This is a genomic window from Streptomyces sp. 4N124 (assembly GCF_052245395.1).
In the GTDB taxonomy this organism is placed as follows: Bacteria; Actinomycetota; Actinomycetes; order Streptomycetales; family Streptomycetaceae; genus Streptomyces.
Genome location: NZ_JBQQBS010000085.1, coordinates 13,959 through 30,634, shown reverse-complemented (window position 1 = coordinate 30,634; position 16,676 = coordinate 13,959). Strand labels below are relative to the sequence as shown.

Annotated in this window: 16 protein-coding genes; 12 read left to right on the top strand and 4 right to left on the bottom strand. The window is 73.6% G+C overall.

Annotated features, from left to right (window positions below; translation table 11 throughout):
* Positions 1 to 125 precede the first annotated feature (125 nt).
* Entirely contained in the window at positions 126 to 1,703 is a 1,578-nt protein-coding gene (locus ACTWQO_RS44820) for an FAD-dependent monooxygenase (protein WP_443243160.1), read from the top strand.
* On the opposite strand, the gene ACTWQO_RS44815 is transcribed toward ACTWQO_RS44820, so the two are convergent.
* Positions 1,696 to 2,427 carry a ScbR family autoregulator-binding transcription factor gene (locus tag ACTWQO_RS44815; protein ID WP_443243159.1) on the bottom strand — a complete coding sequence of 244 codons (732 nt, stop codon included), beginning with the start codon at positions 2,425 to 2,427 and terminating at the stop codon, positions 1,696 to 1,698. The two genes, ACTWQO_RS44820 and ACTWQO_RS44815, sit on opposite strands and share 8 nt — an antisense overlap.
* A gap of 172 nt (positions 2,428 to 2,599) precedes the next feature.
* Here ACTWQO_RS44815 and ACTWQO_RS44810 point away from each other — a divergent pair, with 172 nt between their 5' ends.
* Positions 2,600 to 3,472 carry an NAD(P)H-binding protein gene (locus ACTWQO_RS44810; RefSeq protein ID WP_443243158.1) on the top strand — a complete coding sequence of 291 codons (873 nt, stop codon included), beginning with the start codon at positions 2,600 to 2,602 and terminating at the stop codon, positions 3,470 to 3,472.
* 7 nt (positions 3,473 to 3,479) lie between these two features.
* On the opposite strand, the gene ACTWQO_RS44805 is transcribed toward ACTWQO_RS44810, so the two are convergent.
* Positions 3,480 to 4,484: a ScbA/BarX family gamma-butyrolactone biosynthesis protein gene (locus ACTWQO_RS44805; protein ID WP_443243157.1), complete on the bottom strand. Its 1,005-nt coding sequence runs from the start codon at positions 4,482 to 4,484 to the stop codon at positions 3,480 to 3,482.
* A 1,026-nt stretch (positions 4,485 to 5,510) separates the two neighbouring features.
* On the opposite strand from ACTWQO_RS44805, the gene ACTWQO_RS44800 reads away from it, so the two are divergent.
* The 9 genes from ACTWQO_RS44800 (at position 5,511) to ACTWQO_RS44760 (ending at position 13,485) form a co-directional block, all read left to right on the top strand.
* Positions 5,511 to 5,699 carry an acyl-CoA carboxylase epsilon subunit gene (locus tag ACTWQO_RS44800; RefSeq protein ID WP_443243156.1) on the top strand — a complete coding sequence of 63 codons (189 nt, stop codon included), beginning with the start codon at positions 5,511 to 5,513 and terminating at the stop codon, positions 5,697 to 5,699.
* 109 nt (positions 5,700 to 5,808) lie between these two features.
* Positions 5,809 to 7,401, top strand: coding sequence for an acyl-CoA carboxylase subunit beta (locus ACTWQO_RS44795; protein WP_443243155.1), 1,593 nt, complete (start codon positions 5,809 to 5,811; stop codon positions 7,399 to 7,401).
* A 63-nt stretch (positions 7,402 to 7,464) separates the two neighbouring features.
* A complete protein-coding gene (locus ACTWQO_RS44790; protein ID WP_443243154.1) occupies positions 7,465 to 8,106 on the top strand; it encodes a ScbR family autoregulator-binding transcription factor in 642 nt (213 codons plus the stop codon).
* 302 nt (positions 8,107 to 8,408) lie between these two features.
* Entirely contained in the window at positions 8,409 to 9,284 is an 876-nt protein-coding gene (locus ACTWQO_RS44785) for an AfsR/SARP family transcriptional regulator (RefSeq protein WP_443243153.1), read from the top strand.
* Positions 9,285 to 9,294: 10 nt separating this feature from the next.
* Positions 9,295 to 9,990: a ScbR family autoregulator-binding transcription factor gene (locus tag ACTWQO_RS44780; RefSeq protein WP_443243152.1), complete on the top strand. Its 696-nt coding sequence runs from the start codon at positions 9,295 to 9,297 to the stop codon at positions 9,988 to 9,990.
* Between the two features lie 182 nt (positions 9,991 to 10,172).
* Positions 10,173 to 10,415 carry a hypothetical protein gene (locus ACTWQO_RS44775; protein WP_443243151.1) on the top strand — a complete coding sequence of 81 codons (243 nt, stop codon included), beginning with the start codon at positions 10,173 to 10,175 and terminating at the stop codon, positions 10,413 to 10,415.
* The gene (locus ACTWQO_RS44770; RefSeq protein WP_443243150.1) at positions 10,346 to 10,618 is read left to right on the top strand and encodes a hypothetical protein; all 273 of its coding nucleotides are present in this window, start codon (positions 10,346 to 10,348) and stop codon (positions 10,616 to 10,618) included. Before ACTWQO_RS44775 ends, ACTWQO_RS44770 begins: the two co-directional genes overlap by 70 nt.
* Positions 10,619 to 10,633: 15 nt before the next feature.
* Positions 10,634 to 12,625 (top strand): beta-ketoacyl synthase N-terminal-like domain-containing protein, encoded by a 1,992-nt coding sequence (locus ACTWQO_RS44765; protein WP_443243149.1) that lies wholly within the window; start codon positions 10,634 to 10,636, stop codon positions 12,623 to 12,625.
* Positions 12,622 to 13,485: a 4'-phosphopantetheinyl transferase family protein gene (locus ACTWQO_RS44760; RefSeq protein WP_443243148.1), complete on the top strand. Its 864-nt coding sequence runs from the start codon at positions 12,622 to 12,624 to the stop codon at positions 13,483 to 13,485. Before ACTWQO_RS44765 ends, ACTWQO_RS44760 begins: the two co-directional genes overlap by 4 nt.
* A 39-nt stretch (positions 13,486 to 13,524) precedes the next feature.
* Here the strand turns inward: ACTWQO_RS44760 and ACTWQO_RS44755 are convergent, their stop codons facing one another.
* Positions 13,525 to 14,466 carry an AfsR/SARP family transcriptional regulator gene (locus tag ACTWQO_RS44755; RefSeq protein WP_443243147.1) on the bottom strand — a complete coding sequence of 314 codons (942 nt, stop codon included), beginning with the start codon at positions 14,464 to 14,466 and terminating at the stop codon, positions 13,525 to 13,527.
* Positions 14,463 to 15,287, bottom strand: coding sequence for a thioesterase II family protein (locus ACTWQO_RS44750; RefSeq protein WP_443243146.1), 825 nt, complete (start codon positions 15,285 to 15,287; stop codon positions 14,463 to 14,465). Before ACTWQO_RS44750 ends, ACTWQO_RS44755 begins: the two co-directional genes overlap by 4 nt.
* Before the next feature lie 281 nt (positions 15,288 to 15,568).
* On the opposite strand from ACTWQO_RS44750, the gene ACTWQO_RS44745 reads away from it, so the two are divergent.
* The gene (locus ACTWQO_RS44745) at positions 15,569 to 16,387 is read left to right on the top strand and encodes an AfsR/SARP family transcriptional regulator (protein WP_443243145.1); all 819 of its coding nucleotides are present in this window, start codon (positions 15,569 to 15,571) and stop codon (positions 16,385 to 16,387) included.
* Positions 16,388 to 16,676 lie beyond the last annotated feature (289 nt).

Genomic DNA, 16,676 nt, shown 5'->3' with positions numbered 1-16,676 from the left:
GTGTGCGGGGGTGTGGTGGTGGCGGGGTTCCTTGAAAAGAACCATCCATCCGGTATATTTTTGGTTCTGGTATGGATGGTCGACTGTCTGGGGACTAAAGGGGAGGTCCTGGGGTGGCGAGTCGTATGCATGCGCAGGTTGTGGTCGTGGGGGGAGGGCCGGTGGGCATGCTGGTGGCTGCCGAGCTGGGTGCCTGCGGGGTGCGCACGGTCGTGTTGGAGGCGCGTGCTGGGATTTCCGCCGGGCCGCGGGCGACCACGCTGCACGCCCGGGCGTTGCAGTGCCTGGTCAGGCGGGGTTACCTGCCCGAGCTGGCGGCCGGTGCGGATGGTGCGAGCGGTGCGGCCGGTGCGGGGGCGGGTGGTGCGGGTGGTGCGGGTGGTGCGGGTGGTGTGGGGGTGGGGGTTACGGTGCCGTTTCATTTCGCGGGTCTGTCCGGGCTGGCCATCACGGCTCCGGCGGGTGAGCCGGGTCCGATCCTGAAGCGGCCGCAGGCGGAGCTGGAGCGGGTGTTTGAGCGGCGGGCGCGGTCGGTGGGGGCCCGGGTGCTGCGGGGGTATCGGGTCGTCGAGGTCGGTCAGGATGCCGGTGGTGTTGAGGTGGTCGCCGAGGGTTTGTCGGGGCCTGTGCTGTGCAGGGCCGATTATCTGGTGGGCGCGGACGGTGCCAGGAGTATGGTGCGTGAGCTGCAGGGCATTGCCTCCACGGTGTATCCGGCGACGGTGTCCGCGCGGATGGGGCTGGTGCGGCTGAGTGAGCCGGGGGTGCTGCGGCCGGGGTGGCAGTGCACCGCGCGGGGCTGGATCGTGGCCAGGGACGAGCCGGGGCAGGGTACCCACATCCGCACTCTGGACTGCACGGGTGAGGATCCCCGGCGTCATCTCCCGCTGACCCTGGAGGAGTTGCGGGGCGAGGTCTCGCGGATCGCCGGGCGGGACGTCCCGATGGAGCAGCCGCGCTGGCTCGGCAGGTTCAGCGACTTCTCGCGGCTGGCCCGCACCTACCGCTCGGGCCGGGTCCTGCTGGCCGGTGACGCCGCTCATGTGCACTTCCCCATCGGGGGGCAGGGGCTGAGTACCGGCGTGCAGGATGCCCTGAACCTGGGCTGGAAACTTGCGCTGACCGTGCTCGGCCGGGCGGGCGAGGGGCTGCTGGACACCTACGACGAGGAGCGGCGGCCGGCCGGCCAGCGCGTCATCGACAACACGCGGGCGCAGTTGTCCCTGATGCGGCCGGATCCCGGGCTGGATGCTCTTCGCTCGCTGTTCACCGGGCTGCTGGGCGCGGGCCCGGAGAGCGGGCGCCTCGGTGACATGATCAGCGCCCAGGACACGGTGCTGCCGCGGTACACCGGGTCTGCGTCGGCGTGGGAGGGAAGGTTTCTGCAGAATGTGCCCCTGGTCACGCGTCAGGGCCGCACCGATGTGATCGAGTTGTTGCGCGCCGGGGCGGGGCGGCCGCTGCTGCTGCTCTTCGGCCGGGGCGGGGGCAGGTATCTGCGGCAGGCGCGGGCCTGGGCGGACGGGCTTGTCCTGGTGCGGGCACGGCCGACGTCCGCTGTGCCGTGTGACGCTCTGCTCGTACGGCCCGACGGCTATGTTGCCTGGGCTTCCGGCGGCGGCGGCCTGGATGCCGCGCTGGCGCTGTATCTGCGCGGCTGCCCGGCCCCGCCGCGGGAGCCGGCCGCGGCCGCCGTCAGCTGACGGCGGGCTCCCGCGCCGCGGCCCGCATGTCCCGCGTGTCCCGCGTGTCCCGCGTGTCCTGCGTGTCCTGCGTGTCCTGTATTTCCTTCATGTTCTTCATTTCCGTGGACACCGTCTCGCCCCGGCTCTCGGCCAGGTCCAGCGAGGCCAGGACGGAGGGCACGACCACGGAGGGCAGCATGTGGCGCAGCAGTTCGGAGACCCGGCGGGGCAGGTCCTGGTAGTCGGTCAGGGCCTGGGACATGGCCTGCACGCCGGCGAAGGCGCCCACCATGATGCCCGCGGTCTCGAACGGCACGACGTGCGGCAGCAGTTCGTCCTGGGCGTGGGCCCTTTTCAGCAGGTCGCCGCCGATCTCGCGCCAGCGCAGGAACGGACCGCTGCGGTCGAGTCCCTCCGCCCGCTGGTCCAGGCTCAGCCTCACGCCCGCCCGCACCATGGGATCGGTCTGCAGCCGGTAGGCGTGCAGCATCACCACGTCCGTGAACTGCTGCACCTTGGACATGCGCTCGGGAACGGCGGAGGTCAGGTCCTGCGCGGCGAGCACGCCCTGGGCCAGGTCTTCCTTGGACTGGAAGTGGAAGTACAGGGCTCCCTTGGTGACGCCGGCGGTGGTGAGGATCTCGCTGATGGTGGCCGCCTGGTACCCGCGTTCCTCGAAGACCCTGGCTGCCGCCACGAGAATCGACTGGCGGGTACGGATGGCCCGGTCCTGTTTCGCCACGCTGCCTCCCTCCCCTTGTCTGGTGGGGGAGCACGGATGGGCTCCCGATAAAAAACCGCTTAGTTTGTATCTTACAGGCAGAAGCGGAAGACGCCAGCCTCCAAGATTCGGACAATGTGTCCGGTGCGGTGGGAGAGCCGGTGACGACGGGTGACGACAGGGGGACGCGGGGATGATTCTCGTGACAGGTGCCACCGGGACCGTGGGGCGGGAAGTGGTGCGCCTGCTTCCCGCGGACCGGGCCGTACGCGTCATGACCAGGGATCGGGCACGGGCCGGCGACGTGGCCGGCCGGGTGGAGGTGGTCACCGGGGACTATGGCGACCTGCCGTCGCTTGAGCGCGCGCTGCGGGGGGTGCGCCGGGCGTTCCTGGTCACCAGCAGGGTCCCGGGGGACGACGACGCCCGCTTTGTGCGGGCCGCGCGCTCGGCGGGCGTGGAGCACGTGGTGAAGCTCTCGGCGGCCGCCGTCGCGGACCGGGAGGCGGACGACCTGGTCACCCGGTGGCAGCGGGCGAACGAGGACCTGCTGCGTGAGTCGGGGATGGAGTGGACCCTGCTGCGGCCCCGTGCGTTCATGTCCAACTGCCTTTCCTGGGCGGCGTCCGTGCGCTCGGAGCAGGTCGTACGGGCCCTGTACGGAACGTCGGCCAACGCGTGCGTGGATCCGCGTGACATCGCCGCGGTGGCCGTGTGCGCGCTGACCGAGCAGGGGCATGCGGGCCGGGTGCACACCCTGACCGGGCCCGAGGCGATCAGCGCGGTCGAGCAGACGGCCGAACTGGGCCGTCTGCTCGGCCGTCCGCTGCGTTTTGAGGAACTGGGCCCGCAGGCGGCGCGTGCCCAGTGGGCGCAGCGTCATCCCCGGGCCGTGGTCGAGGCGCTGCTGGCCAGTGCCGAGCGGCGGCGGGAGGGGGCCAAGGCCGATGTCGAGCGCACGGTCCGCGAGGTGACGGGCCAGGGCGCCCGCTCCTTCCGGGACTGGGCGGCGGATCATCTCGCGGCCTTCGGGCCGGCTCCGTCCGCGGCCCCGAGGGGGGGGTGAAGCCCGCTCACGCCCCGGCCGTCGGGCCGGCGGACGCGGTCACGGTGGACTGGAACACGACGTGTGCGTCCTGGTGCCCGGTCACCAGGACGCAGTCGTCACCCGAGGCGGTCCTGGGCAGGCGGCGGGCCTCGATCAGGCAGGGCTCGTCCAGTTCGACGTATCGCCTGAACTCGTTGGCCATGCTGAGCGGGACGAAGGAGGAGTGCTCCAGCGTCGCGGCGGCGGCCTGGCGGGCGGCTTCCATCAGGAGCATGCCCGGCACATGGTCGACCGGGTGGTCGAAGAGCACGGGGTGGCGGGTGTCCACCCTCAGCTGCCAGCGGCCTGCCTCTGCGATGGGCGTCAGGACGACGTCGGTGGGCGACATGCGGCCCACGCGCTGCGGCGCGGTGGGAGCCGTGAGCGGGAGCCGGCCCGCGGTGCCGGTTGCGCGGCGGGACCGCAGCCGCCGGTAGACCGGCGGCGTGATGCAGGTCAGGGATCCGCCGCCGGTCGCGGCGACGTGTCCGTCACGGCGTATCTCCGCCTCGATGCGCATCCCCGCCAGGCTGCTGCCGCGGCGCCTGACGTCCGGGCACGTGACGGTGATGTCCAGCGACGCCGGGGCGTCGCCGACCCGGAAATGCGGGAGCCGCACGGCGACGTCGAGGTCCGAGACGAGGAAATGAAGGTCCAGCGGGGCCCCGAACTCGGCGTGGGCCAAAAGGATGCCGGCCTGACGGATCGTTTCCGCCGCGATGAGCGGGTCGTGATAACCGTCTCCGACCGGGGTGAAGAAGCTGTGCCCCCGGGGCCACTGTCCGGCCATGGCGAAGCACGTGTCGTCCTCGCGGCGCCAGTCGGTCAGCATGACCTCGGCCACCGCGGCCCGGTGGACGAGCTCCTTGGGGACGGTGGTGGTGAGGGACGGGAAGCGGGATGCGCCGTGCCCGGCGGGCGCCTTGGGGGCGCCTTCCGCCAGTGCTCCGTTGATCGTGGTGCGTTCAAGCTGGAACGTGCTCACAGACATTGATCCCCCTGGACTGCGATCGTTGGAGGTGGACCGGAAAGGCCCCCACGGCGAGCAAAGATACATACCAACCGGTTTCATTTCTAGCGGTACGCGGCACTCCGGTAATCCGGAACCGGCGCGCGCGCGACCGGCTTGTCCCTGTCACATGCCCCGCACGCCCCTCGCAGGTCAGGGGCGGTGAGAGGGCCGCGGGAGCCCGCCGGGCGCGGCAAGCGGAACCGAAGGTCCGCCCGCGTCCGGCAGGGGAGGGCGCTGCGCCCGGGCACAGGGGCGGGCGGACGCCGCTGCCGCGGGCGGAGCGCGGCCGGCCGGGCGCGGAGGAACCCTCCCCGCCGCTGGGCGAGGAGCGGACGGACGGCGGTTTCGGCTGGTGGGCGCAGCGCGGCAGGCGCAGGGCCCCGCACGGCCGGCGGTGCGGGGGAACGCCGCGTGACCACCGCCAGGGGAGAATCAAAAACCGCGATGACGGTTTTTTGCTCTGGGCGGAGCCGCGGGAGCCCCGTGCGCGGGCGCCGGCCGGGCCCGGGGGAGGCGGCGGGCGCGGCACGCCGCGCCACGGCAGGCCCGCGGCGCGCAGGCGGATCGGGCTGCTGCGGGCCCCGGGCGTGCTCCGGCCGGCCGGCCGGAGCACGGCGCAGGGGCGGACGGTCTTCGGGTACGTCTGCGCCGACGGTGAGGCGTGCCTCGCCGGAATCCGTCCCCTTCTCCCGTTCTCCCGCCGCTGCTCCGGGGCGGGCGGCCGGCGGGCGCCCTCGGCGCCGTGCGCCGGTCCGGCCGGGCGCGGGCCCGGCCGGCATCGCCGCCGGCCGGTGGCGGGCGCTCGCGGGTCTGGTGGACGGGCCCGGCCGGCTCCTGGGCGCGGGCCGGCGGGCGCCGGCGCGGCGGACGGACGGCGTGCGCTCTGGTCGTATCTCCAGCGGTCTCAAAGCGGTTCTATAGCGCCCTGCCCGACGGTGTCCCCGAGTCCGGGAAAAAGCCCGGGAAAAGGCCCGGGAAAAAGCCCGGGAGAGGGGGGCCGGCCGGATGGAGAGCGGGGAAGCACTGCTGCGGGTGGAGCGCGGCCAGGTCAGCGACGAGGAACTGGCCGCGCTCACCGCGGTGTTGCTCGCGTTGTACGGGGCCGGCCAGGAGATGCGCGACGAACCGCCGGTGGCCGGCTGTCGCTGGTGGCGGCGGCCGGATGCCTACGCGGCGCCCGGCAGCTGGCGCTGACGGGATCTTCGGGTCCTCCGGCCCGCAACTATAAACCGTACGTGCGGTTTGTTAAGATTCTTGGACCCGGGGCGGGACCTCCTCGGCCTTGTCCCAGGAAGGGACTGATATGGCGACGACGACTGCCCTGGCACCTGTCGGACCGGGGCCCACCGACATGCGCGGGCGCGTGGCGCAGCTGCACGCGATCCGCGGGCAGGCGCTGGCCGGTCCGAGCGAGAAGGCCACGGCGGCGCAGCACGCCAAGGGCAAGCTGACCGCCCGGGAGCGGATCGAACTGCTGCTGGATGCGGGGTCGTTCAGCGAGGTCGAGCAGTTGCGCCGGCACCGGGCGACCGGGTTCGGTCTGGAGGCGAAGAAGCCGTACACGGACGGTGTGATCACCGGGTGGGGCACGGTGGAGGGCCGCACGGTCTTCGTCTACGCGCACGACTTCCGCATCTTCGGCGGTGCGCTGGGCGAGGCCCACGCGACGAAGATCCACAAGATCATGGACATGGCCATCGCGGCGGGTGCGCCGCTGGTGTCGCTGAACGACGGCGCGGGCGCCCGTATCCAGGAGGGCGTCTCGGCGCTGGCGGGCTACGGCGGCATTTTCCAGCGCAACACCAGGGCGTCCGGCGTGATCCCGCAGATCTCGGTGATGCTGGGCCCGTGCGCGGGCGGCGCGGCCTACAGTCCCGCGCTGAGCGACTTCGTGTTCATGGTCCGTGAGACCTCGCAGATGTTCATCACCGGCCCGGACGTGGTCAAGGCGGTCACCGGCGAGGAGATCACCCAGAACGGGCTGGGCGGCGCGGACGTGCACGCGGCGACCAGCGGGGTGTGCCACTTCGCCTACGACGACGAGGAGACCTGCCTCGCCGAGGTGCGCTACCTGCTGTCCCTGCTCCCGCAGAACAACCGGGAGGCTCCGCCGCGGGTGCGGGGCTCGGACCCGGCCCACCGCCGCAGCGACGTGCTGGCGGACCTGGTGCCCGTCGACGGCAACCGGCCCTACGACATGGCCAGGGTGATCGAGGAGATCGCCGACGACGGCGAGTACCTGGAGGTCCACGAGCGGTGGGCCCGCAACATCATCTGCGTGCTGGCGCGTCTGGACGGCCAGGTGGTCGGCATCGTCGCCAACCAGCCGCAGAGCCTCGCGGGCGTGCTGGACATCGAGGCGTCGGAAAAGGCTGCGCGCTTTGTCCAGATGTGCGACGCCTTCAACATCCCGATCGTGACTCTTCTGGACGTTCCGGGGTTCCTGCCGGGTGTGGACCAGGAGCACGGCGGGATCATCCGGCACGGTGCGAAGCTGCTGTACGCGTACTGCAACGCGACCGTGCCGCGGATCTCGCTGATCCTGCGCAAGGCCTACGGGGGCGCGTACATCGTCATGGACAGCCAGTCCATCGGCGCGGACCTGACGTACGCCTGGCCGACGAACGAGATCGCGGTGATGGGCGCGCAGGGCGCGGCCAACGTCATCTTCCGCCGGCAGATCGCCGAGGCGGAAGATCCCGAGGCGATGCGGGCGCGGATGGTCGAGGAGTACAGGTCCGAGCTGATGCACCCGTATTACGCGGCCGAGCGCGGCCTGGTCGACGACGTCATCGACCCGGCCGACACCCGCGGGGTGCTCATCAGGTCGCTGGCGATGCTCCGCACCAAACACGCCGACCTGCCCTCCCGCAAGCACGGCAACCCGCCGCAGTAACAGCACGACACCAAGGGCCGGCCGGCGGCGCGAGGCGGCCGGCCCCAGTCGAGGAGATCCGTCATGGTGAAACAGGAGCGTGCCGCGCGCACGCGGCAGTCCCTGGTCAGGGCCGCGGCCGAGGTGTTCGCCCAGGACGGATTCGTCGTCGCATCGCTCACGTCCATCAGCAGGAAGGCCGGAGTGAGCAACGGCGCACTGCACTTCCACTTCGAGAGCAAGCAGGCGCTGGCCCGGGCGGTGGAGGACGAGGCCGCCGCCGCGGTACGGGAGATCGTCGACGCGTCCCGCGCCGCGCGGCAGGCTCCGCTGCAGCGGCTCATCGACGCGACGCACGCCCTGATGGCCCGGCTGGACCAGGATGTCGTGGTCCGGGCCGGTTTCGAGCTGGGGGCCGGCCGTCCCACGCGCCGGGACGGCGCCGTCGACCTGCGGGGCCAGTGGCAGAACTGGGTCGAGAGCGTGCTCGGCGAGGCCGAGCGCCAGGGCGGCCTCGCCGCCGGAGTGTCCGCGGCCGACGCCGCCGTCACCGTGATGGCGGCGACGGTCGGCTTCGAGCAGCTCGGCGCGGACGACCCCAGGTGGGTGTCCGAGGCGACGCTTCAGCAGTTCTGGGACCTGGTGCTGCCCCGGCTGGCCCCCTCCGACCTGCTCGCCCGGCTGGTGTCCGGTGGCACGCCCACCGCGGTGCCGAGCGGAACATAAACAGCCCGCATGGTCTCTTTTTGTGCCGGGGGCGCGGTGGAGCGGCGCTCGATTTTCCCTGGGTTTCCCCTCGGGCGCGACCCGCCTCGGTGATCGTTTTGTGCCCGGGTGGGCGGCCGCTCCGCCCCCGGTCCCGCCATGGCTGCCATTCATGCAGGTGGATGCGGGTCCAGCCGGGCTCGAAGGTCACTGCAGCCCCGCCCAACAGAAACAGCATGGCCGGTTTGGTATTGACAAACCGCTCATGCTGTTTTTTACTCGTGGTAGTGCCGGATACCGCACAGGGAGTAGGGGGAGACGGCGTGGACATCGACGTACTGGGCGCACTGGACGTCCGGGAGAACGGGGTCTCGATAGCCCCGACCGCACCGAAACCTCGGCAGGTCCTCGCCCTTTTGGCGCTCCACGCCGATCAGGTGGTGCCGGTGGCCGGGCTCATCGAGGAGCTGTGGGCGGGCCGGCCGCCGCGCAGCGCCCGCACCACCCTGCAGACCTATGTGCTGCAGCTGCGTGAACTCATCACGGCCGCCCTGGAGCAGGAGAGCCCCGGCGAGGGGAGCGGGGCGCCGCGGCGCAGTGCCAAGGACGTCCTGGTGACCTCGCCCGGCGGGTATCTGCTCGTCTGCGGCGGCGGCACCAGCGACGTGCGCGAGTTCGAGCGCCTCGCGGGCACCGGCTACCGGGCCCTGGACGCGGGGGACTTCCCGGGCGCGGCCCGCAGGCTGCGCGACGCCCTGGCGCTGTGGACCGGCTCCGCCTTCGCCGACGTGCAGACCGGCGCGCAGCTGCAGATGGAGGCCAAACGGCTGGACGAGAGCCGGCTGTGCGCCCTGGATCAGCGCATCGAGGCCGACCTGCGGCTGGGCCGGCACCGCGAGCTGCTGGCGGAGCTGACCGTGCTCACCAGCCGCTACCGCACCCACGAGAACCTGCACGCCCAGTTCATGCTGGCGCTGCACCGCTCGGGCCGGCGCGGCGAGGCGCTCGACGTCTACCACCGGCTGCGCGGCACCCTCGTACGGGATCTGGGCCTGGAGCCCTCGTCCCGGCTGCGCCGGCTGCAGCAGTCGATCCTGATGGCCGCTCCGGAGACCCCGGTCGCCGTGGACCGGCAGCTGCCCGGCGCACCCTCCCTGCCCGCCGCCGGACCGGGCAGGACCCGCCTCGCGCAGGTGTGAGGGAGGGATCATGCGGGGGACCAGGGTGCAGGAACGATCGGAAAAGACCCGCATCCGGCTGGTGTGCGCCGGGGCGGAGCTGTTCGACCGCAAGGGATACGCGAACGCGACGCTGCTCGACATCGCCGACGCGGCCGGGGTGACCAAGGGGGCGCTGTACTTCCACTTCTCCTCCAAGGAGGACCTGGCCAACGCCGTGCGCCAGCGCGGACAGAGCCTGGTGGGCTCTGTCGTGCAGAGGGCCGCGGACGGGGGCCGCAGCCCCCTGCAGGCCCTCGTCGACTTCACCCACTGGCTGGCCCGGACGCTGCACGAGGATGCGGCGCTGCGGGCGGCGTTCCGGATCAGCAGTGAGCGCGCGGGCAGCCGCCCGGCGCCGGGCACCGGCTTCCACGAGACGTGCATCGCGGCGGGACGGCAGCTGCTGCGCGAGGCCCGCGCCGCGGGCGAGCTGCGGCCCGGCGGCCAGGACGACGGACCCGAGACCCTGATCGCTGCCGCGCTGTGCGGCATCGAGGTGCTCTCGCGGTGCGGTATGGCCTATGGCGAACTGTCCGCGCGGATCGGGGCGCTGTGGGACCTGATGCTGCCGCGCCTGGTGCCCGCGGGCGCCGCGGGCCGGTACCGCACCGGGCCGCCCGCGAAGGATCCGGCCACCGGTGGCTGCGGGATGAGGGAACCGGCCACCGGTGGCCGGCCACACTGAGCAACGCACGGCCGGCCGCACCCTTTTCGCCGGCGGACGGGCGGGCGGGCCCCCTTTTTTTTCACGAGCCACCCGCCCGCACCGGCCGCGCCGCCCACGGCGATGCGCGGCGGACACGGCGGACACGGCGGAGACGGGAAAATTTTTATGGCAGACAGGGACCGACCCTTGGAGAGGCCCACATGACCAGCGACCCGCGTACGGCGCCGCAGGCGGCGCTTTCGGCGCCCGGCGGCGACCTGCTCGGCGAACTCGTCGCCGTGCTGGCCGAGGTGCTGGACATCAAGGCCGAGACGATCGACTGCGGGCGGCCTTCCAGCTGCTGGGCCTCGACTCCATCCTCGGGGCGGAGTTCGTGGCGTGCATCAACCGCACGTACGGCCTCGACGAACGCGCTGTCACGCTCTACGACCACCCGAGCCTGAACGCGATGGCCGCCTACGTCGCCTCCTGCACCCAGCAGCCCGCCGCACCGGCGGCCGCCCAGCCGGCTGCGACGGATCCGGCGCGCCGCACCGAGCCGCGGGCACAGCGGGCCGCGGACCTGGAGGCGCTGCTCGACGCGGTCCGTGACGACCTGCTCAGCATCGACGAGGCGGCCGCCATGCTGGCGACCCGTGCCGCCTGAGCGAGGCATGCACGCATGGACAACAGGGAGATCCTGACCAGGTTCAAGGACGGGAGCCTGGACCGGCGCAGCGCGGTGGCGCTGCTCACCGGCACACCGCCGGCCACCGCCGCACCCCAGGCGCCGGCGGCGGCCGACCCCCCGCCGGCCCCGGCCCTCGCGCCGGCCCTCGCAGAGCCGGTGGCCGGCCGGCCGGACGGGCCGCTTGCGGCGCCCCGGCGGGCCGAGATGCCGCCGCAGCCGGCCTCCGCCGCGCCGGCGGCCGTGCGGGAGGCCGCCGCCGGTGCCCACCGGTCCGGCGGCCGGACGGCCACGGTCGGCCGGTACGCCGTCATCGGCATCGGGGGCCGCTATCCGCAGGCCCCCGACCTTCAGGCCTACTGGCACAACGCGCGCGCCGGGCGCGACACCGCGGCGGCCGCGCCGCCCGGACGGGACGCCGGCCGGGCCCAGGGGCGCGGCCACTTCCTGGACGGGGTGGACGAGTTCGACGCGGCGTTCTTCGCACTGACCGATGAGGAAGCCGTCCTGATCGACCCTCAGGAGCGGCTGTTTTTGACGATGGCATGGCAGACGCTGGAGGACGCCGGCTTGGCCGGTGCCCGCCTGGACACGCTGGCCTCGGCGGACGGGCACCCGCGCAGCCTCGGCGTCTACGTGGCCGCCGGCTCCCACGACTACGCGCTGCTCGCCGCCGGCCTGTGGGCCCAGGACCACGGCGTACTGCCCGCGCGCGGCCACGGGAGCCTGCCCAACCGGCTGTCCGCGCTGCTCGACCTGCGAGGGCCCAGCCAGAGCGTCGACTGCGGCGAGGCCTCCTTCCTCGTCGCCCTGCACCAGGCGGCCGGCGCGCTGCGCTCCGGGGAGTGCGCGGCGGCTCTGGTGGCCGGGGTGGAGCTGCGCCTGCACCCCGCACGCCACCTGCCCGGCGGGGGAGAGGGCATCGGAGCGGTCCTGCTCAAGCCGCTCGCCGCCGCCGAAGCCGCCGGCGACACCATCCACGCGGTCGTCCACTCCACGGCCGTCGCCCATGTCGGGCGAGGGGCTGGGCACGGCGCTCACAGCGAGGCGCTCCCGGCTGGCGCGTCGCTGCGCGCGGGGCCGGACGGCGACGGGGGCCACGGCGGGCACGGACCTTGCGCCGACGTCAGCGCCGGGGTGCTGCGGGAGTCGGCGCTCAGTGTGCGCCAGGCCGTCGGGGATGCCGGGGCCGCCACCGGGGCCGCGGTGCTGACGCGGTCCGTGCTGCAGGTGCGTGAGGGCATGCTGGCCGCCGGGGACACCGCCTGGGAACGGGCGCGCGACGGCGACGGCGCTGAACTGCCGCGCACGGCCCAGGTCGTGGTGTGCGGCGCCGGCGGCACCGAGGCCAGGGCCCTGGTCGAGGAGTATCTGCCCGACCCGGGCCGCACCCCCGCACCCGTCCCGGACGGCGAGGGGCCGCACCTGGTGCTGCTGTCGGCCCCCACCCCGGCCCACCTCGCCGCCACGGCCCGGCGGCTGGCCAACTGGCTCACCGCGCGCGGGGACCCGGCCCCTCCCGTGCCCGGCCTCGGCGCGCTGGCCCGGGAACTCAGGTCCGGCCGCGCCGCGCTGGACTGCCGGCTCGCGGTGATCGCCCAGGACGCCGCCCACCTGGCCACCGCCCTCGACCACTTCGTCAAGGATCCGCACGGCGCGGCGCGGCGCGCGGATCAGCCGGAGCGGGACGGCGCACGGGCGCGCGCCGCTGACACCCGCGCGCGGCCGGCCGGCCCGCCCCTGCTGGACGACCTGCCCGAGACGCGGGAGTACCTGGCCGCCCTGTGGCACGGCCGGCGCTGGGAGCAGCTGGCCCGGCTCTGGCTGGCCGGAGTCGACGTGACCCGCGCCGCGGTGCCCGCCCACCCCGTGGTGCCGCTTCCCCCCAGCGTGCTCGAACCCCGGCCGCTGTGGATCGGCCGGGACACGGCAAGCGGCCGGGACACGGCAAGCGGCCGGGACACGGCACCGGAGCGGGCGCGATGACGGTGAGCGCACCGCAGGCCCTGCAGCGCGACGCCGCCCAGGACCCAAGCCGCCAGGTGCCCGCACCGGTGAAGCTGTGGATCTGTTCCAACGAGGACCTCGCCCCCGCCATGGCGGGCGTCCTTGCCACGCACTGGCTCGACGCGCACGAGCAGGAGATCGCGGGCCGGTTCCTGTTCGAACGGGACCGCCGCCAGTACCTGGTCGCGCACACCCTGGTGCGCCGCGCCCTCGCGCTGGAGGCCGGCCTGGCGGAGGCCGAACTCGTCATCTTCCGCTCGTCGAGGGGACGGCCCTTTCTGCAGCCCCCGGACGGCGGGCTGCCGCGCGGCGGGGCCCACCTCGACTTCAACCTGTCCCACGCGAGCGGCTACAACCTGCTCGGCGTGGTACGAGGGCACCGCATCGGCGTGGACGTCGAGCGCATCGACCGGGACGCTTTTGCCATCGACACCATCGTGGAGACGTTCACACCCCAGGAACAGCAATGGGTGGCCCAGGCCGCCCACGGACGGCCGCGCGAGCGCCGGGTGCTGCGGCTGTGGACGCTGAAGGAGGCGTACTCCAAGGCGCGCGGTCTGGGACTGGGGCTGCCCTTCGACGAGTTCGCCTTCGACCTGGCCGAGGACCGTGGCGTGCTGGGCTTTTGGCCGCCCGCGGACGACCCGGCGGGCCGGTGGCGGTTCGTCGAGCTGGAACCCGTGCCCGACGTCCTGGCCGCCGTGGCCGTTCAGGCCGGTGCGGACCAGGACGCGGTGCTCCAGCTCCACCACGGCTTCCCCTGGGGCAGGGCGGCCCCGCACCGTATCGCCCTGCCCGAACCGGCCGAGGGCCGCCGCGGCGCACCCGCCGCGCGCTGATGGGGCCGGGGCCCGGACCCCGGCGTGAGCGCCGACACCTCAGCGGCGCCTCAGCGGTGCGAGGGCGCCGGCCGGCCCGGACCGCGGGCCGTCATCCGCCGCCAGCTGCTCGAAACGCAGCGTGAGCTCCCGCAGTTCGCCGGAGATCTCCTCCAGCCGCCTGCCGATGCGGGCCAGTTCGGGCCCGGCGCCGGCGGCTTCCTGCGGCTCGTGCCGCAGCAGGGCCTGCCAGCGGCCGCGCAGCAACGGGCCGGGTTCGACGCCCAGTTCGCCGGCGAGCCGGCGGCGCGCCCGTTCGAAGACCGCGAGCGCCTCGGAGCGGCGGCCCGCGCGGTCAAGGGCCACCATCAGCAGGTCGTAGAACCGCTCCCGCAGCGGGTGTTCCTGCGCGAGCCGCTCCAGCTCGCCGGTGATGCCCTCGGGCCGGGCGGAGCGCAGCCGCGCCTCGTAGAACGTCTCCAACGCGGTGAGCCGCTGCTCCTCCAGGCGGTCGGCCTCCGCCGCGCACAGGGGGCCGCCGCGGCAGTCCGCGAGCGCCGGGCCGCGCCACAGGGACAGCGCCCGGTCCAGCAGACGGGCGGCCCGCTCCGGGTCGTCGGCGCAGGCGGCGCGCCCCTCGGCCGACAGCCGGCAAAACCGCTCGGCGTCGGTCGTCGCCCGGCCCAGCCGCAGCAGGTAGCCCCCGGGCCCGGTGACGATCCGCGCGTGATGCGCCGCGTCCCGCTCCCGCGCCGGGCCGCCCAGCAGCCGCCGCAGCCGGGCCACGTGGGCCTGCACCGCGTTGGCGGCGCGGCGCGGCGGGCCGTCGCCCCACAACTCGTCCGCGAGCCGCTCGGCGGACACGACGCGGCCGGCCTCGACGACGAGCGAGGCCAGCAGCGCCCGCTGCTTGGCGCCCGGCGGCACCACGCGCAGCCCGGCCGGCGCGTCGTGCACCTCCACCGGCCCCAGGATGCGGAACTCGGTGCCCGCGCCGTTCACCGGGCACCCGCGGCCGCGGGCTTGATGCACACGGCGGCGCGCACGTCGGCGCGTACGGCGGTGCCTGCGTCGGCGATGACGCGGCCGGCCGGCGCGGCGGGATCGTCCTGGAAGCACCAGTGGCCGCCGTCGAAGACGTGCGGCCCGACAAGGCGCCGGCTGCGTCCGGCCCCCGCGGCCACGCTCTGCGCGCGTGCCGCCGCGTCCCGGGCGCCGGTGAACGCGGACAGCACCACCGGCAGCCGCCCGGCGGCCGGGGCGGGCCGCCAGGTGTGCAGCAGGGCCAGGCCGGCGCGGATCGCCGGGGCGAACACCTGCCACAGCTGCGGGTCCTCAAGCACCTGGGCGGCGGTGCCGCCGAGAGCGGCGAGCCGGCCGCGCAGTGCGCCGTCGGACAGGCCCGGGCCCGCCGCCGGGGCCTTCGCGGCGGCCCGCCGCCCGGCCCCGCACGCGGAGATTCCCAGCCACACGGGCGCGGCTGGGCCCCCGGCAACACGCCCGCGGGTGAGCTCGTCAGCGATCCAAGAACCCCTGCTGTGCCCCAACAACGCGAACGGCGTGTGAGCGTCGGCGAATTCGGGTCCGAACCGGTCGGGGAAATGACGGACGAGAACGCCGCCGTCGGTGATGGGCGGGCCGTCCAGCAGCGGCCGGTGGCCCGGTGCGAACGGTATGCGCAGCCGCCAGTCAGCGGGAAAGAGGCCCGGCCGGTCCCGATACGTCAGGCGTGATCCGCCCGCCTGCGGAAAGACGAAAAGCCGCAGCCCATCGGCCGTGCCGGGGCGCTGCGGGCGGTCCGGAGCGGGGCTGGGGGATTCCATCGTGTCTCCGTCCGGACAGGGGTTGTCGGGGTGCACCGGATTAGCCCGACGATAACGGCGAGGAAGCGGCGGACGGCGGAATCAACAGTTCGATTCAAGTGTCTGTGCAAGCGTTCTTTAGCACATGAACTCACCCGGTCAATAACGCACTTGGAAGTCCGCTAGAGGTCGGCTACAGAAAATCGCGTGCCGGGGACGGACCCGGCTAGCGTGCGTCACGGCGCAGATTTCTGGCCAACGAAAGGAACAGGACGAAGAGCTCGACCACTACGGAGGAAACCGTGAGGATTCAGGTTCTGGGTCCGCTGAGTGCCGAGGTCAACGGGGGATCTATCGTTCCTACTGCGGGCAAGCCGCGGCAGATTCTGTCGTTGCTGGCGCTCTACCCGGGGCGGGTCATGCCCGTCCCGATGCTCATGGAGGAGATCTGGGGGACCGAGCCGCCGCAGAGCGCGCTCACCACCCTGCAGACGTACATCCTCCAGCTGCGCAGGAGGCTGGGCACCGCGATGGGCCCCAGCACCCCGGGCAGCGCCAAGGATGTGCTGGCCACCCGGCACGGCGGCTATCTGCTGCAGATACCCGAGGCCGGCGTCGACGTGTTCGAGTACGAGCGGCTGATACGGGAGGGGCAGCACGCCTTCGAGACGGGGGACAACGAGGTGTCCGCCGGCAGGTTCCGCACCGCGCTCGACCTGTGGAAGGGGCCGGCCCTGGTCGACGTACGCGTCGGGCCGATCCTGGAGATCGAGGTCAGGCGGCTGGAGGAGAGCCGGCTGGTCACCGTGGAGCGGCGTATCGACGCCGATCTCAGGCTCGGCCGGCATGCCGAGCTGATCGCCGAGCTCACCGAGATGACGGCACGTCACCCGCAGCACGAAGGGCTGCACTCGCAGGTCATGGTGGCGCTGTACCGGTCCGGGCGGCAGGCGGCGGCGCTGGAGGTCTACCGCAAGCTGCGCATGCGGTTGATCGACGATCTCGGCGTGGAGCCGTCGCCGCAGCTTCAGCGGCTGCACCAGGCCATGCTTGCCGTGGACCCGCAGCTGGACGTGCTGGCCGGACGGCGCACGTCGACGTTCGACCTCTTCGCGGCCTGACGGTCCGCCGGGACCGGCTGCCCCACGGGCGGCCCCCGGCGGGCCGCGGGCGCGTCTTTCGCCGCCCCGGGACACGGCTGTCGCGCGTGTCCACGGACCGCGGTGCGGGCCCGTGTGCCGCCGACGGCGAACGGCCCGGTGGGCCACGGCTTGTGACCGGCCCCCGAGCGCGGGCTCTTCTCCCGTACCGGTCCTTCGCGGGCGGGCGCATCGCGCCGTGCACCGGAGCGTCGCGCATGCCCTGCACCGCCCTGCACCGCCCTGCACCGCCGTGCACGCGGTGTACGCG